The following is a 26,095-nucleotide window of genomic DNA, read 5'->3' as shown; positions in this document are numbered from 1 at the left end:
GCGTTAATATAATAGTATAGGACTGATAAATTTGACTAAAAGAAATAAAAAATCAGGTAAACGTACGATAGACGAAATTATGGAAGAGCTGCCGTCCACTTTATTTGTGACCGATCCACACGGAAATATATTAATCTCCAATGAATTTACCGCTTTAACCATCGGAGTTCAATTGGAGGAGCTGCTGAAGGCGAATGTCCAGGACTTGGTGAAGGCCGGCTATTATCCTCATTCGATTACGATGGAGGCCATTCAAAGTAAACAAAAGGTTTCGAAGAATGTCATCACCTCAAGAGGATTCCATATCTTCTCAACAGCGATTCCTATTCTGGATAAGGATGGGGAGGTGCAGCTGGTAGTCACCACTTCTAATGAATTCAAGCAGGAGCACGCCTATTATGAAGCAAATGTACCTGTAACCCAGCAGATCAGCAAGCAGCTCGGTGAATCAGCGGCGGGGGAAGGCAAAGGGATTGTAGCCGAAAGCCTGGCCATGAAACAGATCATTAAAGTCTGCAACCAGATCGCGTCCTACGACAGCAAGGTGTTAATCTATGGTGAATCCGGGACCGGTAAAGAGGTTATAGCCAAATATATTCATCTGAGAAGTGAAAAGTGGAAGGGGCCCTTCATTGCGATTAATTGCGCAGCTATAGCTCCGGCTCTATTCGAATATGAATTGTTTGGATACGAAAAAGGAGTCATGGAAGGACAGACGGAAGTGAAGGCGGGCATGATTGAAATTGCGAGTGGCGGGGTTCTTTTTCTGGATGAGATAGCGGATTTGCCGCTTGAGATGCAAGCCAAGCTATTGCGGGTTCTGGAGAATAATGAAGTAAGACGCGTTGGCGGCATCGTGAATATACCGGTCCATTGCCGTGTGATCTCAGCTACGAACCGGGATCTGTGGAGTATGGTGAAGAAAGGGCTATTCCGCGAAGATCTGTATTACCGGATTAATGTGATTCCGATTCATATTCCTCCGCTCCGTAACCGCAAGCTGGACCTTGTAGGGCTAATCTCCAGTTATATCGCCAGCTTCAATCACATGTACGGGAAGAAATATGTCTTAAGTGCGGAAGAGTTTGAGAAGATGCTGAGTCAGCCCTGGCACGGGAATGCGAGAGAGCTGAGGAATTATATCGAACGGCTTGTGGTTACGGAATACATGGGAATTAGCCAGGAGGAAGAGGATCAAGTGGCGGACTGGTTTGCAATTGACCACTTCATAGCCAAGAACAAACATCACCTGTCTGCGCTGAAAGATTTCACTGCAGTAGCAGAGGGCCGTTATATTGTAAAAGTGCTGAAGGATTGTTATGGAAACGGTACAGAAGCGGCCAAAAAATTAAGTGTGGACCGGTCGGTTATTTACAGAAAGCTGAAGAAAATGGAAGAAGTGCTGCGGAATTAAGTAGTCAAGAATGGCAAGACGGTAATTGAGGAGGGCTTCGGCTACGCAGTATTGCTGCTTTATTTATAACCTCGAATGATCTTGAGCCTGGTGGAAGCATATAAGGCGAACAGGAACAGCAGCAGACCAATGGAACCCATGACCGGACCCGGACTGAAAAAATCCGAGAGGTAGGAGACAAGTGTTAGACCGATCGACGGAGCGACACTCATAATCGACCCAAGTACTCCGAAGACCCGGCCCTGAATCTCTTCCGATATTTCCAGCCTGAGGATGATATTGATCAGCAGCGTGCAGAACGAGAACATGAATCCAATCAGCAGAACGACAGGAATGGCTGTGGCCGCAGAAGTGATGAAGGATAATAGGATGTACATCGGGCCCAGACAGAACAGACCGCTCATAATAAATAATCCTCTTCGTCTGATTCTGGAGCCCAGGATCATAATCAGGCCTGAGCCGATCATATAGCCGAGCGGGATACAAGCTTCCATGAGTCCGAACTGGAACGGGCTTGCCTTCCAGACGTTGACGGCCATAACCTGGGTCAGCATCAGCGAGGGCATGAAGAATAGAGTGAGCGTCGGAAGCATAATGATGACGGCCTTGGCAAAAGGGAATTTCCAGATATACCGTATGCCTTCCCCAAGGTCCTGAATAAAATTCCTCTTCTGCCCGGGCTCAGCATTCACGCGTGTCGGCACGGGAAGGGAACGGACCGCAAGAACCAGCAGGAAGGAGACTACAAACGTGACTCCATCGAATAAAATGGCATCCGCCGCACCAAAGCCCGCTACAAAGATTCCGCCCATGGAAAAGCCGACTGTCCGGCAAATATTCTCTGACAGGTTAAGCATGCCTACGGCTTGCTGGACATGCTCTTTGCCGACCACGGTGATAATGGAGGCCTGGTAGGCGGGGGACTGGAAAAGAGCAGATGCAGTGGTCAACGCAGTAAGCAGGGCCACGATAATGAAGGAAGCGGAAGGGAGAGAGATGACCAGGGCGAGTGATACTACCAGTATGCAGCTGATCAGATCCGTGACCAGCATGATGGTTCTGCGGTTGGTCCGATCCGCAAACGTTCCTCCTATTGATCCGAGCAGCGAGCTGAGCAACAGATTAATGATCGTCAGTACAGCCACCAGTTTGGCACTGCCGGTGGTCTGAAGCACCCAGAGACTGAGAGCGATATTGTGAAAGGTGTTGCCGAACAGGGAAATGGAAAAGGAGCAGAGCAGCAGCATGAATTTTTTGTTGGCCCACAGTTTTGGATAGGAGTGAACCGCAGGGGCAGCCTGGCTGGCTATAACGGGTTCTGGCATAGCTACTCTCCTTTCAACTTAAACGCTTAAGTTAACCCTCAAAAAAAATTAGTCGACATAATAACAGTTATTCACCTGCTCGGAGTAGTCCGAATGGTGCAACAGCTCTTGCATGAGTTCATAAGCAACCTCCGCTTTATCTCCTTGAAAAAGAATCTTCTTCACATGCTCACCCAGCATTTCCGGGGAATTACATGTGCAGATTACCGTAAGATGCTCGAACTTTCCAGACTTCTCCACGTAGCTGCCAATGAATTCATTGATCACAATTGCCTGCTTGAAGCGGTGATGCTCCATTGCCGGAAGCAAATCCTGAAGTTCACGGATCTCAAAGACAGCATCCTCAGCCAGAGGAACACTGCTGCGGATATAGCGGGTGAGGAGCGAATTATTGAAGCCCTCCATAATCAAGCAGACCTGCGACAGATCTTCGGGAAGTGCTTTTTCAAGCGCTGATCGGTAATTAAACACCACCTGCTTGAACAGCTTATCCTCTATCATGCTGTCGATCAGAATCAGGGGGATGCCCTCGACAAAGTGTCTGGAGATCGAGTAGAAGGAATGGTCTTGTGCATCAATGAGAAACACGGCTTCCAGCTTGCGTTCAACGATAATATCCAGCGAAGGGGTGTCGGTATCCAGAGAATAGAGGAGCGTATGATAACCGGCCGCTGTAAGCCGCTGCTCCAAAGCATGAATGAAGGCGAGCTGGGCATGCAGCTTCCAGTAGGGCAATGACTTGGATTTGTGGACCAATACACCTATCAGACCGGTTTTTTGGTTTGCCAGTGAGCGGGCTGCTAAGTTTGGAATATAGCGGAGCTCTTTAGCCAGTTCCATAATCTGGCGGCGCGTCTTCTCAGGAATGGTCTGATTATCCACACGATTCAGCACATAGCTTACGGTGGCAACGGATACGTTAGCACGGATGGCGATGTCCTTCATAGTCGTTTTTTTCAACGCACCAATCTCCTGTCTGTTGATTTCCTAAAGATTAACATTAGCTGGATCAGTCGTCAATCCTGGATGTGATGTGTCATAATAAACCTTTTATTTCTTGCTGCTGATATAATATGTAAAATATTGTAGTATCAGCTTAATCGGTTAAGTCTACCGGTTGTTGATTTTGTCCTGCATAAGGGCAAAGTTGCAGCAGAGCTGGTGGAAGGGCATGCGGCGGCCATTCCGGTCACGGACAATTTGGAAGAGGTATTTGGTAGAGGATCTCTCACAGTTTGCACATATTGATATTTTGCGTCCAGATTGATATTTATCTGAACCCATTTCCATGAAATGCCGTAGAAACAACTATATCTACTATTACATGGAATGGAGTGAAGTGAATGAAGTTGTCATTATTGCGTAACCGTTCTGCCTTTTGGACGAGGACAGTGCTTGCTGCTGCCCTGGTTCTGACGCTTGCTGCCCCGGCGGTACAAGCATCTGCCGCTCCTGCGGCATCTGCACCTCCGGCGTCTGTAACCGGACAGGCCAAACCGTTAACAACGGAGAATGCGGCAGCATTCCTCAAGCAATTCTTCAGTGCAGATGAGGTGAAAGCGCAGCTTGCCGGTGCGGTTGTTATTGTGGTCAAGGATGGCAAGACGGTAATAGAAGAAGGCTTCGGTTATGCGGACAAGGCTGCCAAAACAGCGGTAGACCCGGATGAAACGGTCTTCCGCATGGCCTCGGTATCCAAAACCTTCACTGCCGCTGCCGCCATGCAGCTGGTAGAGCAAGGCAAAATCGATTTGAAAGCGGATTTTCAAGTCTATACCGGACCGATTGTCTTCGACAATCCCTTCGGCGTTCCGGTAACGGTGGAGGATCTGCTGACCCACACCACCGGCTTCCGGATTCAGGACCCGCAGCCGGAAGATATCAACGATGACTTCGAAACCAAGGTATCGATTGAGGATTATGTGCTGCGGAATATGCCGCCGGTTGTCCGTGAGCCGGGGACTTCCTATATGTATGACAACTTCGCTTCACTGCTGCTGGGTCTGGTGGTAGAGAAGGCCAGCGGCATGCCTTATGAGGATTATATGGAGAAGTATGTGTTCTCCCCGCTGAATATGGATTCAAGCGGCTACCTGCTGGAAGGCAAGCTGAAAGAAGAGCTGGCTACCGCCTATGATGCCACTGGCAAGGCGCTTGATCTGTATACAGTAACTCCTACTGTTATGCCGCATGGAGGTATGCTGTCTACTGCAGATGATATCGGCAAGTTCATGACTGCTTTTCTGAATGGGGGCATTTCCGGGAATAGCCGCATTCTGGCTGCAAGTACCGTAGATGCCATGGAGGAATACCGTTCCTCCATCCACCCGTTGCTGCCGAATACCACCTACGGCTTCGAAGCGCCGATTCAGCTTCCCGGTGCCGGCAGCAGCTCCAAGATTATCACCAAAGCAGGCGATTTAATCGGCTTCAGCACTTATATGTTCCTGATCCCTGAGCAGAACACGGGGGTGTTCATTGCCTATAATCAGCAGAGCGCACTGCGGGAAATGTTCTATCCGGCGTTCATCCAGGCGTTCTTCCCGCAATACGCCGCACCGGCGAAGCTGGACGCCTTCCAGCCGCTGAGCGCTGAAGCTCTGGATGCGTTCACCGGATACTATGCGGATCTTCGACTCAAGAGCCTGGTCTCTACAGTTGCTGTGCATGAGGGTGCGCTTACCATTAGCGATGCCTTGCTGGGTACCCGCCAGCTGCGCCAGGTAGACGATAATCTGTTCATCGATGAGCTTACCAAGAAATTTACCGGTTTTGAATTGACGCCGGGCGGACAAGGAGCTTATCTGAAAGAGCCATACCTTAATCCTTACGGCTATGAGCAGAAAGGGCCGGACGGCGTAGGTTATGCCGATGTCACCGCAAGTCATCCTTATGCGGTCCCGGTTATGATGCTGCAGTCGCTGGGTTATCTGCCGAATGATGGGGCGCTCCGCTTCGAGCCTGCGGCGGGAATTACGCGGGCTGAGTATGTACGGCTGATGCTGGAGAGCAGCGGTGTCAAAGAGAGCAAGACCACAAAGCTGGCGTTCCCTGATCTGCAGGGACATCCGGATGCCGGCTATATACAAATGGCTGTAGAACTCGGAATGGTAGAGGGAACAGCAGGCGGAGAATTCCAGCCTGACCGGATCATCTCCCGCCAGGAGGCGGCGGTCATGGTATGGAGACTGCTCAGTGCACAATACCCGGATAAGCTGTTCCAGGATGTGAAGCTGGCCGGTAATACGGATAAATGGGCTATTCCGGCTGTGAAGATGGCCGTGGCTCTTGGTTTATACGGACCGGACATCCAGGCGGATGCCAAGGGGGCTGTTGACTTCAAGTCCAGAGAAGCCCTGAGCAAACAGGAGAATGCTGCCATTCTGTATGCCTTGTTCACCAATCCGATAGATCAGATCGTGGCCGAACTGGCGGAGAAATCCGGCGAAGCGGGTAAATAATCTTGACACAAAGAAGAGCACATTCTAAGGGATGTGCTCTTTCTTTGTGTTCAAATGTACTTCTTCAACAGCAGCTTGTTGAACCCATAGAAACATAAGATGTAGCACGTGCAATTGTGAAGGCTTTAAGTGAGAAGAACACCTATAGAAGGACATTTGATATAATTTCTGGTAACGATCCAATTGATGATGCATTGAATAAAATCTAAAGATGAATCACTCTGGACATTCCAGTAATGGCCGTTGGAAGGCTTGATGAGATTCTAAAATAGAAAATTCGCTCATTTTAACATACGTCCATCGACACTTCTGTTGAACAGCAATAAAGAGCTGTCCCTCAAGGTATTCCGCCTTGTGAGACAGCTCTTTGCAATGAAGTATGCTGCTGTTCCTATAAAGTTAGAATATCTACTCCCATAGCCGGCAGCATCACCTTCTGCTCCGATCTTTTGCTCGTCAACAAGCTGCGATAGGGAACGTCAAGCGTAACCTCTCGTTGCTCATTCGTCAAATTGATCAGGAACAGGAAGCTTTCCTTACCCTTCGATCGAATCGACAGCTCGACACCTTCCGGCAGCTGGAGCTTGGGCGCCAGGTCCTTTTCCTTCAGTATGCCTTCGAACAGCTGATAGAAATACGATGGCTCCGGCCAAGTGCCGACATAATACACTTCACCTTCACCAAGCTTATTGACAGTAACCGCCGGCACCCCCTCGTAAAAGTCGTTGTCATACCAGGCAATCGGGTCTGCTCCTCGCAGTTCCAGCAGATCGCACCATTGCTTCGCAGCGAATGTCTGGCCCTCCGCGTCCCGAATCCGATGCTCGCTGCTGCCAATCGCATCATACTCACTAACGACAACCCCCGCTGCTTCCGCCAGCAGCCCCGGGAGAGGCAGCATCTCACATACATTCCTCATGTTCTTCACACCTGTCCGATTGGTGAGGACCACCGTGCCGCCCCCGGCTGCGAATCGCTCCAGCCGCTGCACTATTGTTTCATTTAACAGAAAGAGGGAAGGGACAATGACCAGCTTGTAGCCATCGAGCGCCTCGGTCCAGTTGATAACGTCCGTACCGACGCCCATTTTCAAAAATGCATTGTGCATAGAGGACAAGTTGTCCATATAATGCATTCCCCCCTCCGCTTGCGGCTGGAGGGAAAGCGCCGTATGCTGATCATGCGAATGCAGAATCGCAACCTGGGTAACGATTGTTGAGCCGGCCAGCAGTTCTCCCAGCCGGTTCACCTCGCGAGTAAGCTCTGCGAACTCCCTGAACCTCCGTCCAGGAACATTGCTATGGTCGATAAGCCCATGCCAGAACTGTTCGGCTCCGAAGGCAGCACTCCGCCAGCGGAAATGAACGACCATGTCGGCACCGCGGGCGATTGTCTGCCAGGATCGGGCTCGGATCAGTCCGGGATAAGGGGTGCGCTGAATTGGCATCCAGGCGCCCTGCGCTCCGCTCAGCTGCTCCATGACCCAGAAATTGCGGCGCTTGATGCCGCGAACCAAGTCCAGTGACAGCGCTCCGTTCCTCGGAAACCGGTCGCCATAATCGTGGTACAGCTCATTCGGATAATAATCAACAGAAGCGAAGTCCAGCTCTTTGTAAAGGTCATAATAGTCCAGACTATTCGGGTATTGCCACATGTTATGCGTCACGAATTGTCCTGGACAGTTGCTGCGCAGAATTTCAAGCTGCCATCCCAGCAGATAGCCTACGCTGTCCGAGCAGAACCGCTTGTACTCGAGAAGATAGGAAGGATTCATCGGCTTGCTGCCGCCGAGCGGCGTCGTTACCTCGGCCCAGCTGCTGTACTCCCCGCTCCAGACGACTGTGCCCCACTCCCGGTTCAACTCTTCCAGACTCGAATAACGCCCCTGCAGCCAAGCGACAAATGCACGATTGCACGTATCGCAATGGCATTCCTGGTAGTGCATCTCGTTATCGATTTGCCAGCCAATGACCGCGGGATGCTTCGCGTAGCGCTGTGACATCGCTTCCACAAATTTGGAGCCCAGCATTCTCAAGGAATAGCTGTTGTTGCAACGATGTCCACGTACACCCGGCCGGATGATTTGACGTTGCTCATCCATTGGCAGCACATCCGGATAACGGGTTGTCATCCAGTTCGGCGGGGTATTGGTAGGGGTGCATAATACGATCTCCATGCCGCGCGCGGCGAATACATCTATAGCTGCATCCAACCATTCAAACCGGTAATCACCCTCCGTCGGTTCCATGCGGCTCCAGGCGAATTCCGCCATTCGCACAACAGCAACACCCGTCTCTTGCATAAGCGCTGCATCCTTCTCCCATAGCTCGGGAGTCCATTGCTCTGGATAATAATCAATTCCAATCTTAATCGTCATCCTGTAATCTCCTTTGTTCATCAATATATTGCGATTATATGCTATATTAATTGGAGTGAATATCTTAAATAATTAATACGATATAACAATATTAAGATAGCAGGAGAGTGGGTCGCATGCCTCATCCCAATCGCGTTTTTCCCGTTCTATCCGCCCGAGACAAGCTGCTCCCTTTTTATTTGCTTGGTATTGGTCTGCATCATGAACAGGAGCATATACGCCGAGACACGGGCATTCAGGATTATCAGTGGATTCAATGCCGCAGTGGCGAGGGCAAACTCAAGCTGAGTGGAACGGAGCATGTCGTCAAGCAAGGCATGGGCATGCTGCTGTTCCCCGGCCAGCAGCACGAATACTATGCTTTATCGGGGAGCTGGAAAGTTGACTGGATCATCTTCGACGGCAGTGGATCAGCGGGGTTGTTTGAAACCGTCGGCATTGTAGACACAAGCGTATTTACGCTCGCATCGCCCGAATACCTTCTATCCCGAATAAGGGAGCTGCTGCAAGCGGCACTTACGCCGCAAGCACAAACGTTAAACAATTACGCCTGCTCTGCCATCCTCTATACCTTATTGACGGAGATTATTCAGCGTGTCTCTGTCGAGGGCAGCGATACCGTCGGGCGGCAGTATGAACGGTTAAAGCCGGTCCTGGATTATATTGACCAGTATTATGCCGAAGAGATTACTTTGCAGACGCTTGCCGGACTGATGGGCGTCACACCGGAACATTTCTGCCATATGTTCAAGAAGACGACAGGCATTCGTCCAATCAGCTATGTCAATCAGGTAAGGATCAATAAGAGCAAGGAACTGCTGCTCGACAATGTGCAGTGCGGGATGCAGCATATTGCTCATCAAGTCGGCTTTGAATCTGCCAGCTATTATGGCGCAATCTTCAAGAAGCTGGAACGGCTCACACCCGGCGCCTTCCGCCGCAGTTATCAGAAGTCGTAACATATATACGATCTTCATCTAACATACTATAGAAATTCAGGAAGCAACTTGTCTGCAGATGAGTTGCTTTTTTTGTTGAAGCTGATGGATAAGAATAAGGGGAATAGCTTGATCCTGAGTCATCTTCAAATTGTACTATCATTTCCTTCTGATCTTCATACTAGGAGTCCTATTAGAAAGTTAAAATACAATTGAGTGAATGAAAATCTAGAGTTAGACGAGGATAGGAGGGAAACAATCAATGAATATAGAGCAATTAAAAGGATTATTCACTAATCCATCAGTGGAATACAGGTCTGTTCCATTCTGGTCCTGGAATGACGATCTGCAGCAGGAAGAACTGGACCGTCAGATTGAGGGTTTTAAGCAGCAGGGAATGGGCGGTTTTATGATGCATGTAAGAGAAGGGCTGGAAACACCTTATCTCGGTGAAGAATTCTTCGAACGCATACGTGAGACCGTGCAGACTGCGAAGGAAGAAGGGATGTACGCTTGGCTGTACGATGAAAACAGATATTCTTCGGGTATGGGAGGAGGAGCTGTTGCACTCCTTGGCGGAGATGATGTTCGTACCAAAGCCCTCACGCTAGAGACGACACTTAACTATGTTCCCGACAATAAGATCGCTGCTGTATATGAAATAAGGGTAAGGCATAATCACTTTGAAGAATTTGCTTTAGTGGATCATGCCTCTCTTACTGCGAGTACAGCTCCCCGTGAAGGTTATCATTTTCTTGTATTCAAAAGAGAGATTGCCGCCGCCAGTGAATGGTGCCACGGGGATACGTATACAGACAATCTCAATCCGGAAGCGGCACGGCTTTTTCTGCAAAGTACTTATGAATTATACAAGAAGGAAATCGGCGAAGAGTTTGGCAAAACTGTTCCAGGAATATTTACGGATGAGCCGACGATTGGCGGATTTGGAGAGAGTGCGGGAGACCGGGTGAAGTGGATTACGTGGTCTGATGTGTTTCCGGCTTATTTTCTGGAGAAGAACGGGTACTCCATCTGGGATATACTACCGCTGCTGATCTATCCTGGTGAAGGGTTTAATAAAGCACGGTTCGATTACTGGAGAACGGTCACTGAATTGTTCTGCGAATCCTACACACAGCAAATCAGTACTTGGTGCCGGAAGAACGGCCTGAAATTTACGGGACACTTTCATTCTGAAGCAAGTCTTATTGGGGCAACCAAAACAACTGGAGCTGTTATGCCCCACTACCGCTACCTCGATATTCCCGGAATTGATACTTTGGGTGAACAAACGGATGAGAATCTGACCATCAAGCAAGTGGCGAGCGTTGCCCGGCAGTTTGGGAAGAAGCGGGTCATTTCAGAGACTTACGGAGTCACGGGTTGGGATTTCACTTTTGAAGGCCGCAGATGGCTTGGTGACTGGCAATTTGTGCAGGGAGTCAATCTTTTGACACATCATCTTGCTCTCTATTCGCTAAAAGGATGCCGGAAGAGGGATTATCCGCCGTCCTTTAATTACAACATTAATTGGTGGGAGCACAATCATGTGCTCGAAGATTATTACGCCAGACTGTCTGCTGTGTTGAGCCAAGGGGAGGTGGTGCGCGATGTTCTGGTCATTAATCCGGTCTCCTCTGTATGGTCGATGCTGGGGGCAGAGTCAGGATCTAATGAAGAGGAGAACAATCGCGTGCTCCGCAAATATGAAAAGGATTATACGAAATTTGTGAATCTGTTGCTTGCCTCACATTATGATTATGATCTTGGTGACGAGCTGCTTATTCGCGATAGCGGTGCCATCTGTGACGGGAAATTCGCAATTGAGCTTGCTTCCTATTCAGTGGTCGTGTTACCTCCGGTCAATAATATTTTTGGCACAACTGTTGAATTACTGCAGGATTTTCTGAGCGCTGGAGGGAAGGTCATTGCTGCCGGACAATTGCCGGCCCTGGTGAACGGAATACCGTCAGATTTGATGGAGCAGCTGAGGGAGTATGCAGGGTTCATTCAAGCGGATAATCCGGGAATAGTGCCTTCCCTGCTGGAGCATGTCCTTCCCCGGGAAGTCAGTATCCTTAATAACGTACACCGCGAAGCGGAGTCTTTCCTGTACATGCTGAGAGATGAGGAAGACAGCCGGATTCTGTTTGTAGTCAATAACAACCGGCATCAGGGCGCGCAGGTGGAATTGTCTCTACGGGGCAGCGGGCGTCTGGAAGTCTGGGACCTGTTATCCGGTACAGTACAGGAAGTGGCAACGGTTGTGAAGAACGGGAATACCTGCTTCCAGGATTCCTTCGGACCGGCCGACTCCCGGTTGTATGTACTCCATACGGCTGCACAAGAACGTACCGCACCTGAAGTCATGCAGCAGCATAACGGGCAGCAGCAGATCATTACTGCCCTTGGCCCGGTGAGTAAATTCAGCCGTACCGCGCCCAATGTTCTGACTCTTGATCAGTGCAGCTACTCCGTTAATGGCAGCACGTTATCAGAAACGATGGAGGTATGGCTGGCGCAGAAGCAAATTCGCGACACTTTGGGGATGCGTCAGGTATTCAGCAACGGCGGCCTGCAGCGTCATATGTGGATACACAACCCTCATGGGAATGATGGTGCAGCGGTGTCCTTCGAGTTTAACTTTGAGGTTGTCGATGTGCCAGGCAATGATGTCTTCTTAGCCATAGAACAGGGGCAACGCTTTGCAGTCACTCTAAACGGAATTCCGGTTGGACAATCCGTAGACGGATGGTTTCTCGACCGCAGTATCAATAAGGTTCTTTTGCCAAGGATGAAATCCGGTCTTAACACATTAACAATTAGTTGTTCTTACATGAACAATATGGAGATGGAAGACTGCTACCTCATCGGAGATTTCGGAGTTTCACCGGATCGACGGATTGTACAGGAGAAGGAGACGCTCCGCTATGGTGACTGGTGCCTCCAAGGATATTTACATTACTGCGGAAGCATAACCTATCATTTGGAATATGATCATCTCATTCAGACGGAAAAGAATGAATCTATTATCCTGGAGCTTGGAGAGTATAAGGCGGTCACTGTGAACGTGCGGGTTAACGGGCAGCATGCAGGATATATTCCTTGGCCGGCAGCCAAACGTCTCGATATCAGTAAGCTGATTGTAAGCAGAATAAATACTATAGACATCGAGGTCGTGGGTAGTCCGCGTAATATGCTGGGGCCTTTGCATCAGGCAGGGACTGATTATAACTGGAAAGAATGGTGGGATTATCGCCGGACAGGCCAGGAATACACACCAGACTATGTGCTTACTCCATATGGCTTATTTGGACAAGTGCATATCTATCGACAATCCAATTAGAGAAGGTGATTACAACCTATGTTACAACCCTATGCGCTGGCTATTAAAAATTACTATTCGGCAATTGGGATTGACACTCCCAAACCCATCTTTGTCTGGAAGTTAGACAGTACGCTTTGGAATCAGAAGCAAACATATTACCGGATTACAGTAGCGGGAAATGCCGAATCGCTGGAAGAAGAAAACAACTTGCTGTGGGACAGCGGGAAGGTGGCTTCGGATGAGCAGCTGGGTGTTATGTACAAGGGGTGGCCGCTGGAGAGCACTTCCTGGTATTGCTGGCGGGTAGCCGTTTGGGATTCATCCGGTCATAGCTTATGGAGTGAAGTCCAGTCTTTTATTACCGGATATCTAAATAGTGAGCATTGGAGTGCCAAGTGGATAGGTGATGGAAGTGCTGCGCCCTTCTATGCCCGTTATGAATTTGATCTGAACAAAAAGGTCAAGCAGGCATTTGCCTTGGTATCGGGTCTTGGACAATTTAAGTTCTATATGAATGGCAGAAAAGTAGGCGGCCATGAAATTGATCCGGGATGGACTAATTATCATAAGTCCGTACAGTATGTAAGTTTCGATATAACGGATCATCTGCAATCCGGGAGAAATGCGGTCGGGCTCCATGTCGGAAACGGATTCTTCGTTGGAGCCAGCGGCGGCGGGCGACACTTTTATACGATGGATAAAGGATATGAGCCTTACGGAGATCAGCTCGTGGCTATTGGGGAATGGCATATCGAATTTGAGGATGGAAGCCGGATGATTCTCCGCACGGGAGAGGACGGCTGGAAAGTACATGAGAGTGCAACTACGCTAGCCAATGTGTACGGGTCTGAAAATTTCGATGCCCGGCTGTATCCGGGTGGATATTGCGCTCCAGGATTCGACGACAGCGGGTGGAAGCCGGCTCAGCTTCTGAAGCCGCCTGCGGGTAACCTGGTTCAGCAGAACCAGCCGCCAGTCAAGGTCAAGCATGTCTATGATACACTCTCTGTTGCCGAACCGCTTCCGGGAGTCTATGTGTTTGACCTGGGGCAGAATATGGCGGGGATGTTCGAGATTTATGCCAGCGGACCTGCGGGCAGTAAGGTGACCATTAAACCCGGTGAACTGATGAGAGAAGACGGAACCATTGCTACCCCGTGGGACATCGTAACCTACTCTGAATTTATCCTGGCAGGGACAGGGGAAGTAGAGGTATGGAAACCGGATTTCTCGTATTACGGTGCGAGATGGGTGCAAATTGAAGGCTGTACACGTGATGAAGCTGATCCGGGCAAGCCACTAATTCATGATGTAAAAGGTCATTTTATTACTTCGGCATCCCAAGATAGCGGCATTTTAAGTACGGATGATGCAAGAATTGATAAACTAGCGAATATCATCACCAAAGCTATCGAGAGTAATCTGCAAAGCGTGCATACGGATTGTCCGACCATTGAAAAGCTTGGCTGGCTGGAAGCATCGGCTTTGATGGGGCCTTCGATCATGTACGTCAAACAGGCAGAAGAGCTGTTCCTGAAAATTGTCCGGGATATGATGGAAGCACAAACGGAAGATGGGCTGATTCCTGATATTGCTCCCGAGTATTCTCTCTTTCAGGATGGCTTCCGTGATTCCATTGCATGGGGCATATCCCTTCTGATGGTACCGGATCTATTGCTCGAAACGTATAACAACGTTACTGCTATCGAGGTTGCCTACCCTGCAATGAAGCGGTATATGGACTATCTGAAATCCAAAGAGATCCATGATGGGCTGATCGGCCACGGGTTAGGGGACTGGGGAATCCAACCGCAAACAGGCGGCGATTATATTGAAAATGTGGAGACGGCCTTTTATTATGAAGGCTATCGCCTAATGGCCAAATTCGCCGGCATACTTGGTTTTACGGATGAGCTTGAGCATTACTCCGCAGAAGCAGAAAGAATTAAATTGAATTATAACAAGCAGCTGCTACATTCGTTGCCGGAGAACAGCCAGAGCTATGCTTATTGTAAGCTTGGAGGCCAATTCGATCCGGCCAATCAGGTCGTTCAGGCGATTCCGCTAGCCTTCAATCTTGTCCCGCAGGAACAGCTTCACGATGTAGAACACGCATTTCTGCAGGCTGTAGCTTCCCGGCAGCTTCATTCCGGTGAAATCGGGCTGCGTTATGTATTTCTTGCACTTTCCAGATTGAACCGAAATGATATCGTTATGGACATGATGATGCAGCCGGAGCATCCAAGCTACATCAGGTTCGTAGAGCGCGGAGAAACCTCGCTGCCCGAATTCTGGACGGACGAAGCCCGTTCCCGCAATCACGATATGATGGGCCATATCCTGGAGTGGTTGTATAAGGAGTTGCTGGGCATATCCTCTGCTTGCGAGGCGTATAAAGAGATTCTTATTGCTCCGTTCCGAAGCGGACGCGTGAAGCGGGTGAAGGGAGTGCATCATTCCATTCGCGGAGAGATCGGAGTGGAGTTTAGCCATTCCGTAGAGGAGATTCTTCTCAATGTTCAGATTCCGGCAAACACCACTGCAACTTTACAGATTCCACTGCTGAACGGCGAGTCTCAGCTATATGAAAGCGGGACGCCGGTTCCATATGAATCTTTCAATCAAGGTACGCAGATCTATGCCCGCTTAAAAATAGGCTCTGGAAGCTACTCCTATGTAAACAGAGTTAAAGGGTGAGACGGTAGACTACAACAGGGTATCCGCTTATGGATACCCTGATTGTTTACTTTATTTTACTGTGCTTAAAGCGATTCTTTTTTTAACATCACCCGGTGTATAACCATATGTTTTACGGAACAACCGGATCAGATAGCTGGGTTCCATACCCAATTGTTGGGCTACGTGTTGAATCGGCAGGGACGGACTTTCCCTGATCATCTGCATGGCACGTTCAAGTCGCAGATTCTGCAGATACTTGAGAGGTGTCACGCCATATTCCTGCTGGAACAAAAGCTGGAAATGCTGCACTGAATAGCCTACAGCCCGGGCCAGGTTAGAGATCAGCAGCGGCTCAGCATAGTGTTCATTCATGAGCCGCAGTGCTTTTTGCAGCACTTCATTATGAGGCAATTCATCGCCAGGCAATTGCTGAACCTCTCTGGAATGCTCTACAATGCGGAGACTTAGGAAAAAGTGGTAGAGTGATCCGGAAATGCTCTGCATATAGCTTTCATCATGAGGAGGAGAACAGGAAATATCTACGGATTTCCATATATGTCTGATTTTATCCCAGCATTCCTCAAATCTTTTGGGATAGAAAGGAGCTGCGGTGTTCAGACCTATTCCTTCCAGAAAGCTCTCAAGTATACTGCCGAAAAAACCAATAAATCCTACATGCCAAGGTTCATTGGAAAGGGGGAAATATTCATGTGCCCGGTCTGCCGGAAATAAAAACGCATGCCCTGGCTCAAGCACCCATTCTTCTCCGGAATCCAAATCGCGGAATAATCCCTTTCCACTGCGAATCAGGAAAACCTGACATACCGGAAAGCCCTGCGGTTTGACATGGCGGTATTGATTATGACTCCCCACAGAATACAGGTAGAGGGGGAGCGAAAGGGATTCCCGGGATGATTTATTTAACCGGAAAGGAAGCATCATCGTGTTATCATTCATACTTGCTTTGGATCAGCCTGATAATCACTTCAACTCCGCCTATAGCGCTTCGTCTCACTTCTAATCCCGACCTTTCTCCATAATATATTTTCAGACGTTTGTGAATGTTAAGAAGACCCGTTACCTCACCTTGTTCCCTATTCTCAAGTCCGGAGTTTATTTGGTCAGGGTTCAAGCCGGAGCTTTCCTCTCCGTTATCCGCAACATGAATTTCAAAGTATGGTCCCATCTCAACAAAGGTAATTCTTAGCAGTCCATTCTCTTCCTTGTTCTCCAAGCCATGCTCAAATGCATTTTCAATAATCGGCTGTAAAATTAAGCGGGGAACAAGCAGATCGTTGTATCGTTCAGGGAGTTCTTCAAACTCAATATGAATACGGTCATAGAATCGTGATCCCTGTATGCTGGTATAGCTTCTGGCATGTTCCACTTCCAGCGCCAAAGGTACGTCATCCGAATTGTTTTTGGTCAAAAAACGGAAGAAGACACCGAGATGCTGCGCGAACTCTTCTGCAATTGCGTTATCGCCTCTTTTTATTTTCTGGCTTAGAGAAAAGAAGCTGTTATACAAGAAATGTGGGTTAATCTGAGCCTGAAGCTGTTTGAGTTCAGCTCTTTGAGTCAGGTTCTTCTGAATATAAACCTCCTCAATTAAATTCCGGATCTCCAGAGTCATATGATTGAAGCCGTCGTACAGATAGCTGAACTCATTTCCTTTGCCGGTAGTCAATTTAAGCTCGCTGTTAAAGTCGCCGTGTTCGACTCTAGAGAAGGCTCTTAGCAGTTTGACCAAGGGCTTATGAATGTTGCGTTCGGTAAATGCAGAAATACTGACAGATAAGAAGATCATCACAACAATGTAGATAAAAACCAGCCATTTGTAGATTTGCAGATCGTGTAATACCTCGTTCTCCGGGTTATACTGCACAAAAAGCCCAAAATAATCGGATTTACGTATGACTGTCAGAAATTTTTGCTTGTTCACATTTAAGGTGAGTGAATTTTCTTCAGCATGTCTGGGATCTGAACGGATATACTCCATCATGTTTTTGCCGTACTTACCGCCTTCCGTACTCTCAATAAGGATGTTCTGATGTTGCTGGAAAAGAAAGGAGCCGCTGTTCTTGATGGTATTGAAGGTGGACAGCGTATCGATAATTTTGTCCCGGTTCAGTTCTACATAGAAGAAAGCCTCCGTCATTGAAATGTTCTTGTCATAGGGGGTACCCGTTGATACCATGAACAGCTTGTTATCTTCTACATTCATGATCTGGTTTACGGAAGGATAGTGCTTTTCTATGAAAGACATATCGTCGTCACTTAATGTTTCCACAACGTCATTAGATATCTTTAAGTTTGCTTTCGGTAAGTACAACGTAGCTGTTGTAACCAATAAGCTGCTGTTCTTTAGCGAATTCAGACGTTCCTGTTCGGTTAAAATGGCCTCTCTTCGCTCATAATCGGTAAGTGTGCTGTTCGGATTCACCAGAAACACCAGTTTGCGTGCCGAGAATAGATCATACATCATGTTTTTGATATTCATGATCTGCTGATCCATTGAGTCAACAAAAAAATCCGCCTGGGAATTCATTTTGTCATTAATTGATTGCTTAGCGACTTTAATTGCATTGTAGTAAAGGAAAGAAGACAATAGTGTACTCACAAACAAGAAAAGAAAGAATATAGAAAGCTGTTTGGTACGAATCGAATTTTTCCAGTTGATTTTGAAGGGATTGTCGCGTAATAAAGTTCTTTTCATTAATGTTCACCATACTTATCCCTATATTCCTGTGGCGTTATTCCGGCCATTTGTTTGAAGATTCTAGTAAAAGAGTGTGCGGATGGATAGCCGACTTTCCGGGATATTTCGTGAATACGCTCGTTATTGGTTCGTAGCAGACGTTTGGCCAATTCCACACGACCTTTCCCTATATACTCAGAAAGATTACACCCATAGGTCTGTTTGAAAATTCTGGACAGGTAGGAAGCGTTGAAGCAGCCGACTTCGGCAAGCCTGTTCAATGTCAAATCTTCATGAAGATTGTGCTCGATATAATCTTGAACCTTCTGTAGCGCTTCGTTTGTCCGATTTCTCGCTTCACCGCCGAGGGTTTCAAAAATACGGTTGGAGAGATCATACAAGAAGGTGATTAAATGGTCCATTGATGTTTGCTTGCCGGCATTCATTAGTTTATCCAGATTTATTTTTTCAGCAACAGCCGCAGTAAGGTTGTTGTCGTTCATAAAGTTGAGCAGTGTGACGGCGACGTTATAATAAAGCGCCAGTGCCGCATCATAATGCTTGCTCTGTATTTGCTCCGGCGATCCCAGAAGAGTATCCAATATTTCGAAATAGGATACTGGTTTTCTCATCTCCAGATACTTCTCCAGCAGTTGGATTTGCGGGCGCAAATTCATTGTTGTGAGTGAAGCTCCAGAAGTCCCCAGAGCATAGTTTTCTTCCTTAAGAATCATCTGCTCACTTCGGCCGATCCTTGAAATGGCTAATCTCTTCAATCGTTCATAATGAAAATGCAGATCCTGAATGGAGCAAAGTTCTGTGCTGGTTACAAAGGAAATACTCTTATTAACTGTTTTCCGGAAATTTTCTTGTATATATTCCAAGACCCCAAAGGAAAGAGTATATATACGTTCCCACTGGATCTCCTTAACTAAATCTGCCGCAGCGGGTTTAGGCTGTAACAGCAATATTCCATATCCGTTTGTTACAAAATGAACATACACCTGGATGTGGTCAGGCATGAAATGATGGACAATATGAATGACATTCTGATATAGATTAAATTCTTCAGCAATGAAATCCTCCGCCCCTGCATTGTCCAGACGAAAAAGAAAAGCAAGCATAGGGAAACGGCTATGAATGGGAATTCTGAGCTCATCAAGCTGTTGTTGATGAATTTCACGTTTGCCCTTATTGTATATGAGCTGGTTAATATACTCCTTGCGCAGCCACATCTGCGCCTTGTCCATTTCAAGCTCCAGCGATTGGGTGGTGTATTCGAGCTCAATCATTTTTTGGATGTCATCAAAAGCCTCCATGACCGTTCTGATGATGACGGCATTGTCTTCGCTTTTCAGCAGATACCGTACATCTTTGTAATCATAAATTTCGTACAAATAATCAAATTCTCTATAGCCGGTCAGGAAAATAACCCGGCATTGAGGCCAGTTATTCTTGATCACCTTAAATAATTCGAGGCCGCTCATTCCGGGCATTCGGATGTCTGTCAAAACGACATCAAATTTCATCTTATCCAGCAGTTGAATAGCTTTTCGGCCTGAGTTGGCAGTGTAAACATCAATATCTGCAGATACTTCGTATAGGAACATATCCTGGAGGGACTCCAATATATCTAACTCATCGTCTATAATTAACAGGCTTCCCAAAGTTAATCCTCCTAAAGTTGCATAGAAATGAACAAGTTAATGCAGCTGCCTCTATTGTACAGAACAATAGAACACTTTTGAATGCGCTATCAGAAAGTAGTAAAAATATAAAGGCAAAGTAAAATCATGGACGTAGATGACGGAAAACGTTTTCTTTTATAATGCACATGTACCCACCAAGCAAGTTAAAAAAGGGAGGATAACAATGAAAAAAGAGAGATTGAAAAGTGCAGCCGGTATTGCACTGGCGGCAGCAATGCTGCTATCTGTAACCGCATGTAGTGGTAATGGCAATTCAAACAATAATTCAGGTGATGCAGCTGCCAGTAACAACACTACTAATCATGCTGTCAGTAATGCAGCGGATGATGACAATCTTTATGGTTACACTACGCCGGTCAAGCTCAATGTAGGATTTGCTTTTGCATCTGACTTTAAGGTGCAGGGCCAGGAAACGGAAACTCAGAACACCTGGATGGATCTGTATAAGGAAAACGGATATGACATTACTCCTATGTACAGTATTGACGCAAGTCAAGGAGAAACCAAACTTGCGACGGCAATCGCTTCAGGAAGTTATCCGGATGTGTTTACGGTATCGGCTTCTGACCTTGTGAAATATGCGCAAACGAATGTGATCGCCGACATTAGTGAGGTATATGAGAAATATGCTACTCCGGAACTCAAAGAGTATTTGAATGCTGATGAAGGTGCGTCCCTGGCTTCAGCCAAGGTGGACGGTAAACTGTATGCGATTCCAAAAATGGGCAGCGGGTTTGACGGCGTTATGATGATGTTCATCCGTCAGGATTGGCTGGATAACTTGGGATTGAAAATGCCGGCAACTATGGACGAACTGGCTGAAGTGGCGAGAGCCTTCACCCAAAACGACCCGGATGGCAACGGTAAAGCAGATACTTACGGACTTGCACTAAATGGTAAAGAGGGCTTTGCCATGCTCTCCGGTTTGCAGGCATTCTTTGAAGGTTACGGCGCAGCGCCGGGTCACTGGAACGGGAAATTCTCCCTTATTGAAAAGGACGGCAAAGTGGTCTGGGGTGGTGCTCTGCCGGATGAGATGAAGAAAGGGTTAACCGCACTGCAGGGTATGTACAATGAAGGATCTTTGGCCAAAAATTTCGGGACCATGGATTTGACTGCAATTAACAAGGATTTAGGCAGCGGAAAAGCCGGGATCTTCTTTGCTCCGATGTGGGGAGCAATGACATCTATTATGGATGCAGTTAAAAGTGACCCGAATGCTCACTTTACAAGCGCCCGCATTCCGGACGGCAATGGTGAAGGCTCCTCCAAAGCTTACATGCCTACACTGCCTGAAGCTTATTTTGTAATAAGCAGCAAGGCCAAGAATCCGGAAGCGTTAATTAAATTGATTAACCTTAGTGTGCAAAAACTGATTCATCCAACCAACGAAGTAGAATTCAACAAATATTACGGACAACCTGATGTGTACAGCGGCTGGAAGTTCAGTTTGACTCAAACCCTGAATCCGCTGAAAAATCTCGATAATTATTATAAAGAATCCCAAGCATTGCAGACAGGCGATACTTCTGAGCTGAATGTTGAACAAAAAGGCGATTATGACAAAATGAAATATTATCTTGATGCCGTGGAATCGGGAACAGTTAAAGACATGATTACAGCAAATGATGCCACATTCCTGAATGGTGCGAGCTTGTACACCGTGTTCGGTGACCCGCAAGGCGGGGAGGCGACAGTGGATCAAATTAAGACGAAAGGCGCTTATAACCTTTCGGCGTATAACTACATTCCAACCGAAACGATGTCAGCCAAATTTTCGACGCTCGACAAAATGGCGCTTGAAACCATTGTGAAGATTATCTACGGTGACAGCGTGGATTCGTACGATAAATTCCTCCAATCATGGAAGTCGCTTGGCGGAGACACCGTAATCAAGGAAGCGCAGGAATGGTACGACAGTAATAAATAATCAGATATAAATAAGGTTAGGGGATGTAATTACAATATTGCATCCCCTAATGATGGAAAGGGGTAGGAGCGGATGACCAATATTGATAAAAAGAGACAACGAATGTTTCATCTTATGCTTGTTCTGCCAGTGGTAATTTTATTCATCTTTAGTTATCTTCCCATTTTCGGGATTGTTATCGCTTTTCAGGACTATCAGCCGGGCCTCGGGATGCTGAAATCGCATTGGGTAGGATTTGAGAACTTCAAGACGATTGCGTTATTGCCGGACTTTATGCCGGCTTTACGAAATACGCTAATCATTGCCGTTTTTAAGATTATTGGTAATGTGATTTTTCCGATTGTATTTGCCCTGATGCTGAATGAACTCCGAATCAAATGGTTCAAAAAAACAGTTCAAACCATTACCTATTTGCCTTATTTTCTTTCCTGGGTCGTTCTAGGAGGGATCTTACTGGATTTTCTGTCTCAAGGCAATACAGCTGGAGATGCTGGCTTCCTGAATACCATGTTGATGAATCTCGGTTTGGTGGATGCGCCTGTTAACTTTCTAGGAAATAAGCACATCTTCCCGGCTTCGGTAGTGGTCAGTGATGTCTGGAAAAACTTCGGCTATAATACGATTGTTTATTTAGCTGCATTGACTAGTATCAATCCCAGTTTATATGAAGCATCGTCAATCGATGGTGCAGGAAGATGGAAACAGACTTGGCATGTCACGCTCCCAGGAGTTGCACCTATTATCATCTTAATGACGGTACTTTCTATAGGAAATATTCTGAATGCCGGGTTTGAGCAAATCTTTGTATTGTATAGCCCTTCAGTATACGAGACCGGCGATATCATTGATACGCTTGTTTATCGGCTAGGCCTGGTAAATCAGCAATTTTCGTTATCTGCAGCGGTAGGTTTGTTTAAATCAGTTATTTCGGGCATCCTTATCGTCGTTTCATTTAAAATGGCAGAACGATATGCTGGATACCGCGTATTTTAGAAGGGGGTAAAAAGCATGTTTGCTAAAAATGTTTCCATGAGCAGAAAGGTATTTGTTCTTTGTAATGCTGTTTTGATTTTAGCGATTACGCTGGCTTGTTTAATTCCGCTTGTTAATTTATTGGCCCGCTCTCTTAGCGGCTCCCAAGCAATCTTAGGGAACAGAGTGAAATTATGGCCGGTAGATTTCACGACAGAGGCTTACAGCTTTGTAATGAATAACAGCGAGTTTTGGACAGCTGCACTTGTAACGGTCAAGCGGGTGGTTATCGGCGTTCCGATAAATATGCTGTTAACGATTCTGGCAGCCTATCCGCTATCCAAAAGCGATCTTATTTTTAAGAAAAGAAAGTATTATTCCGCGTATTTCATTTTTTTGATGGTGTTTAACGGCGGTTTAATTCCTACGTATATTCTAATATCCAAGCTAGGAATGATTGATTCCATATGGTCACTTGTCCTTCCCGGCGCAGTTCCTATTTTTAATGTCATATTGGTTATGAACTTCTTCAGGGGCATACCTGAGGAATTAGAAGAGTCTGCAATGCTCGACGGAGCAAGCCAATGGACGATTTTATGGAGAATATATATTCCTCTGTCTAAACCCTCTATTGCTACGGTTACTCTCTTTAGCTTAATTAATCACTGGAATGCCTGGTTTGACGGTTTGATTTATTCGAACTTTACTTCCAACTATCCGCTGCAGTCGTATTTGCAGACGCTTGTCGTTGATATTCAAAGTGCTATTCTTGGTGGAGACCTGCAAACTATTGTTGATGTAATGAACGTAAACGACATTAACCTGAAAGCCGCTCAAATCTTCATTTCCATTATTCCTTTGTTTGTTGTTTATCCGTTTATGCAGAAGTATTTTACGGAAGGGCTGACACTGGGAAGTGTGAAGGGATAGGACTAAGAGATTGATTCTGGTAAAGCGGGGCGTGAAATCTTATGATTTCATGCCCCGCTTTCTGTGGTTTTCCTAATTTTCAGGTTTTAACACAGCTCATTGCTCGCCGATCATGTTGAACCGCCAGAATAGGCTGATGAAATCGCCTTTAATTCTTGGAAGCGTCAGTCCGGCGAACATCAGCTCGTCACCTCCATATACTTTCCCAGTTTCTTGATGGCGATATAAGTAATCCGGGTTCAATCCTTTGCATTTCAGAAAGTGAACCCTTTCCCCCGGCTGGCTCAGCACTCGAAAGAAAGCAAGTATAGCTTCGCTCTTGTCATCAGAAACAAAGGACCAGGCGGCATCATTACCCTCGAACGGACTTAAAATCCGATAAAAATCCCCGAATTGGATGAGGGGGCGAATGTCTTTATATAGCGCAACTTGAGACTTGACCGTTAGTTTTTCCTCTGGCGACATCTTGGTGAGATCCAGCTCGTAGCCAAAGTTTCCCGACATCGCGACATGTCCCCTTGTGTCAAGAGGAGTAATCCGGTTGACTTGATGATTCGGCACTCCTGAAACATGAGCGCCCATAGACACGGACGGATAGACCATGCTGTTACCGTACTGGATTTTTAGTCGGCTGATCGCGTCCGTATTGTCGCTAGCCCACGTTTGCGGCATGTAATAGAGCATGCCGGGATCATAGCGCCCTCCTCCGCTCGAACAGCTCTCGAATAGTACATCCGGGAAGGCGAAAGTGAGCTGATCCAGTACACTGTACAGGCCGAGGATATAACGGTGTCCCGTTTCGCGCTGGCGTTCTGCCGGAAGCAGGGCAGAGCCAATCTCGGTCAGATGGCGGTTCATATCCCATTTGACATACGTAATAGGCGCGGAAGACAGAATATCGGACAGTGCTCCAACAATATAGTCACATACATCCTGCCGCGACAGATCGAGAACAAGCTGATTCCGCCCCACTGTTCGGGGACGATCCGCCACGTGAAGACACCAGTCGGGATGGCATCGGTAGAGTTCGCTGTCCGGTGAGACCATCTCCGGTTCGAACCACAGACCGAACTGCATGCCCATTCCGGTTATACGCCGGGCAAGATTGTTCAGCCCCTCCGGAAGCTTGCGGTGGTCAACGGTCCAGTCGCCTAAGGAACTCAGATCATTATCCCGCTTGCCGAACCAACCATCGTCTAGGACAAAGAGCTCCATACCAAGTTCCTTCCCTTCACGGGCAATCGCTTCAATCTTGTCGGCATTAAAGTCAAAATAGGTTGCTTCCCAGTTATTGATTAATATTGGGCGTTCGGCGTCACGAAATTTGCCGCGACTGAGCCGGGTGCGATACAGCGAATTAAAGATACGGGACATCCCGCCCAAGCCTTGTGCCGAATACACCATAATGGTCTCGGGTGTTTGAAAGCTTTCCCCGGGAGTCAGCTTCCAGGAGAAGCCAAACGGATTGATCCCTATCGAAACCCGGGTCGTCCCGTATTGTTGAACCTCCGCCTGGGCGATGAAATTCCCGCTGTAAACGAGGCTGAGCGCGTACACCTCACCATTGTCTTCATCAGCGCCAGGACGAAGCAAAGCTAGAAACGGATTTTGCTGGGGACTGCTGGCTCCCCGCCGGCTTTCCGCACTCTGAATACCTGGCATCAGGGGTCTGCGTGCGATATTTCGTTCATTGGTATGCGCCCCGTAGAAGGTCAACATATCATACTCGTCATCTCTGAAATCGATGCTGGCGCTAAATGCGCGTAGAAGGGTCAGATTGTCGGATCCGGTATGGTCGAAGCGAACCGATCGCGCCATAGCGTCATATTTGTTGAAGACAGTGTAAATCAAGGTAGCTCGAAGACCGGTCAGAGCATCTTCGAGCACAAGCTCCAGCGTATCTGCTTCCTGCTCCACCTCGATGTAAGTGGCAGGAAGACCTGGGAGCTTTGGCTTGCCGGCAAATATCCGATGAGTCTGGTAACGGAAATCGCAGATTTCGGATCCGGTAGACTGGGCAACCTGATAGGCGGGTATGCCGAAATCACCGTTCCCGTAGCCCGGATACTCCTGCGGAAGGTTGTCTAAGGAAAACCTTCGGTCGGCAGGGTCGGGATTCGGAGAAAAACCACGGTCAATGAAATCAAAAGGTACAGAATCCCGATAGGAGGCGATTCGCCGTCCCCAGTATAAATGCCCCAGATAGCCGTCACGGACAATCTGAATGCAGTAACTGGAACCAGGGGTCTGCAGATGAAATACACGGCTTTTCTCGTCAAAATGAATGCTCATAAGTGAAATCGTGCTCCTTTTAATGTTACAATGTAGTAAGCC

15 protein-coding genes and 1 pseudogene are annotated in these 26,095 nt (G+C 47.4%); 8 read left to right on the top strand and 8 right to left on the bottom strand.

Features of this window, described 5'->3' with window-relative positions:
* The first annotated feature begins 79 nt into the window (after window positions 1-79).
* Entirely contained in the window at window positions 80-1,414 is a 1,335-nt protein-coding gene (locus tag NSU01_RS25820; RefSeq protein WP_076243814.1) for a sigma 54-interacting transcriptional regulator, read from the top strand.
* Between the two features lie 59 nt (window positions 1,415-1,473).
* Here the strand turns inward: NSU01_RS25820 and NSU01_RS25815 are convergent, their stop codons facing one another.
* Together NSU01_RS25815 and NSU01_RS25810 are read right to left on the bottom strand one after the other, a co-directional pair.
* Window positions 1,474-2,739 carry an MFS transporter gene (locus tag NSU01_RS25815; RefSeq protein ID WP_076243813.1) on the bottom strand — a complete coding sequence of 422 codons (1,266 nt, stop codon included), beginning with the start codon at window positions 2,737-2,739 and terminating at the stop codon, window positions 1,474-1,476.
* A 48-nt stretch (window positions 2,740-2,787) separates the two neighbouring features.
* Complete coding sequence (locus NSU01_RS25810) at window positions 2,788-3,699, bottom strand: LacI family DNA-binding transcriptional regulator (protein WP_076243812.1); 912 nt, start codon at window positions 3,697-3,699, stop codon at window positions 2,788-2,790.
* 383 nt (window positions 3,700-4,082) lie between these two features.
* Between NSU01_RS25810 and NSU01_RS25805 the strand changes: the two genes are divergently transcribed.
* Complete coding sequence (locus NSU01_RS25805) at window positions 4,083-6,200, top strand: serine hydrolase (protein ID WP_076243811.1); 2,118 nt, start codon at window positions 4,083-4,085, stop codon at window positions 6,198-6,200.
* A gap of 391 nt (window positions 6,201-6,591) precedes the next feature.
* Here NSU01_RS25805 and NSU01_RS25800 read toward each other — a convergent pair whose 3' ends face one another.
* Window positions 6,592-8,577 (bottom strand): beta-galactosidase, encoded by a 1,986-nt coding sequence (locus tag NSU01_RS25800; RefSeq protein ID WP_083705501.1) that lies wholly within the window; start codon window positions 8,575-8,577, stop codon window positions 6,592-6,594.
* Window positions 8,578-8,693: 116 nt separating this feature from the next.
* Here NSU01_RS25800 and NSU01_RS25795 point away from each other — a divergent pair, with 116 nt between their 5' ends.
* From NSU01_RS25795 to NSU01_RS25785, 3 genes are all read left to right on the top strand, one after another.
* The gene (locus NSU01_RS25795; RefSeq protein WP_076243810.1) at window positions 8,694-9,536 is read left to right on the top strand and encodes an AraC family transcriptional regulator; all 843 of its coding nucleotides are present in this window, start codon (window positions 8,694-8,696) and stop codon (window positions 9,534-9,536) included.
* 241 nt (window positions 9,537-9,777) lie between these two features.
* On the top strand, window positions 9,778-12,861 hold the full coding sequence (locus NSU01_RS25790) for a glycosyl hydrolase (protein ID WP_076243809.1): 3,084 nt from the start codon (window positions 9,778-9,780) through the stop codon (window positions 12,859-12,861).
* Between the two features lie 18 nt (window positions 12,862-12,879).
* The gene (locus tag NSU01_RS25785) at window positions 12,880-15,540 is read left to right on the top strand and encodes a family 78 glycoside hydrolase catalytic domain (protein WP_076243808.1); all 2,661 of its coding nucleotides are present in this window, start codon (window positions 12,880-12,882) and stop codon (window positions 15,538-15,540) included.
* Between the two features lie 51 nt (window positions 15,541-15,591).
* On the opposite strand, the gene NSU01_RS25780 is transcribed toward NSU01_RS25785, so the two are convergent.
* From NSU01_RS25780 to NSU01_RS25765, 4 genes and pseudogenes are all read right to left on the bottom strand, one after another.
* Window positions 15,592-16,026 carry an AraC family transcriptional regulator gene (locus NSU01_RS25780; RefSeq protein ID WP_256703859.1) on the bottom strand — a complete coding sequence of 145 codons (435 nt, stop codon included), beginning with the start codon at window positions 16,024-16,026 and terminating at the stop codon, window positions 15,592-15,594.
* A 105-nt stretch (window positions 16,027-16,131) separates the two neighbouring features.
* Window positions 16,132-16,461: pseudogene (locus NSU01_RS25775) on the bottom strand (AraC family ligand binding domain-containing protein); the annotation flags it as partial.
* A gap of 10 nt (window positions 16,462-16,471) precedes the next feature.
* A complete protein-coding gene (locus NSU01_RS25770; protein ID WP_076243807.1) occupies window positions 16,472-18,238 on the bottom strand; it encodes a histidine kinase in 1,767 nt (588 codons plus the stop codon).
* Entirely contained in the window at window positions 18,238-19,887 is a 1,650-nt protein-coding gene (locus NSU01_RS25765; protein ID WP_076243806.1) for a response regulator, read from the bottom strand. The genes NSU01_RS25770 and NSU01_RS25765 overlap by 1 nt, the downstream gene beginning before the upstream one ends.
* A 205-nt stretch (window positions 19,888-20,092) precedes the next feature.
* Here NSU01_RS25765 and NSU01_RS25760 point away from each other — a divergent pair, with 205 nt between their 5' ends.
* The 3 genes from NSU01_RS25760 (at window position 20,093) to NSU01_RS25750 (ending at window position 23,761) form a co-directional block, all read left to right on the top strand.
* Window positions 20,093-21,859 carry an extracellular solute-binding protein gene (locus NSU01_RS25760; protein WP_076243805.1) on the top strand — a complete coding sequence of 589 codons (1,767 nt, stop codon included), beginning with the start codon at window positions 20,093-20,095 and terminating at the stop codon, window positions 21,857-21,859.
* Between the two features lie 72 nt (window positions 21,860-21,931).
* A complete protein-coding gene (locus tag NSU01_RS25755; RefSeq protein ID WP_076243804.1) occupies window positions 21,932-22,852 on the top strand; it encodes an ABC transporter permease subunit in 921 nt (306 codons plus the stop codon).
* Window positions 22,853-22,867: 15 nt separating this feature from the next.
* Window positions 22,868-23,761: a carbohydrate ABC transporter permease gene (locus tag NSU01_RS25750; protein ID WP_076243803.1), complete on the top strand. Its 894-nt coding sequence runs from the start codon at window positions 22,868-22,870 to the stop codon at window positions 23,759-23,761.
* A gap of 96 nt (window positions 23,762-23,857) precedes the next feature.
* On the opposite strand, the gene NSU01_RS25745 is transcribed toward NSU01_RS25750, so the two are convergent.
* Entirely contained in the window at window positions 23,858-26,053 is a 2,196-nt protein-coding gene (locus tag NSU01_RS25745; RefSeq protein ID WP_076243802.1) for an alpha-galactosidase, read from the bottom strand.
* Between the last annotated feature and the right edge of the window lie 42 nt (window positions 26,054-26,095).

Origin of the sequence: Paenibacillus sp. FSL H8-0259 (genome assembly GCF_037963255.1) — a bacterium.
Taxonomy (GTDB): domain Bacteria; phylum Bacillota; class Bacilli; order Paenibacillales; family Paenibacillaceae; genus Paenibacillus_AQ; species Paenibacillus_AQ phytohabitans.
This window is presented reverse-complemented; position numbering and strand designations above follow the sequence as displayed.

Excerpts from the sequence above, each read along its gene's own strand:
- NSU01_RS25820 (WP_076243814.1), top strand. The coding sequence starts at position 80 with ATGGAAGAGCTGCCGTCCACTTTATTTGTGACCGATCCACACGGAAAT.
- NSU01_RS25815 (WP_076243813.1), bottom strand. The coding sequence starts at position 2,739 with ATGCCAGAACCCGTTATAGCCAGCCAGGCTGCCCCTGCGGTTCACTCC.
- NSU01_RS25805 (WP_076243811.1), top strand. The coding sequence starts at position 4,083 with ATGAAGTTGTCATTATTGCGTAACCGTTCTGCCTTTTGGACGAGGACA.
- NSU01_RS25800 (WP_083705501.1), bottom strand. The coding sequence starts at position 8,577 with ATGACGATTAAGATTGGAATTGATTATTATCCAGAGCAATGGACTCCC.
- NSU01_RS25795 (WP_076243810.1), top strand. The coding sequence starts at position 8,694 with ATGCCTCATCCCAATCGCGTTTTTCCCGTTCTATCCGCCCGAGACAAG.
- NSU01_RS25790 (WP_076243809.1), top strand. The coding sequence starts at position 9,778 with ATGAATATAGAGCAATTAAAAGGATTATTCACTAATCCATCAGTGGAA.
- NSU01_RS25785 (WP_076243808.1), top strand. The coding sequence starts at position 12,880 with ATGTTACAACCCTATGCGCTGGCTATTAAAAATTACTATTCGGCAATT.
- NSU01_RS25780 (WP_256703859.1), bottom strand. The coding sequence starts at position 16,026 with ATGCAGAGCATTTCCGGATCACTCTACCACTTTTTCCTAAGTCTCCGC.
- NSU01_RS25770 (WP_076243807.1), bottom strand. The coding sequence starts at position 18,238 with ATGAAAAGAACTTTATTACGCGACAATCCCTTCAAAATCAACTGGAAA.
- NSU01_RS25760 (WP_076243805.1), top strand. The coding sequence starts at position 20,093 with ATGAAAAAAGAGAGATTGAAAAGTGCAGCCGGTATTGCACTGGCGGCA.
- NSU01_RS25755 (WP_076243804.1), top strand. The coding sequence starts at position 21,932 with ATGACCAATATTGATAAAAAGAGACAACGAATGTTTCATCTTATGCTT.
- NSU01_RS25750 (WP_076243803.1), top strand. The coding sequence starts at position 22,868 with ATGTTTGCTAAAAATGTTTCCATGAGCAGAAAGGTATTTGTTCTTTGT.
- NSU01_RS25745 (WP_076243802.1), bottom strand. The coding sequence starts at position 26,053 with ATGAGCATTCATTTTGACGAGAAAAGCCGTGTATTTCATCTGCAGACC.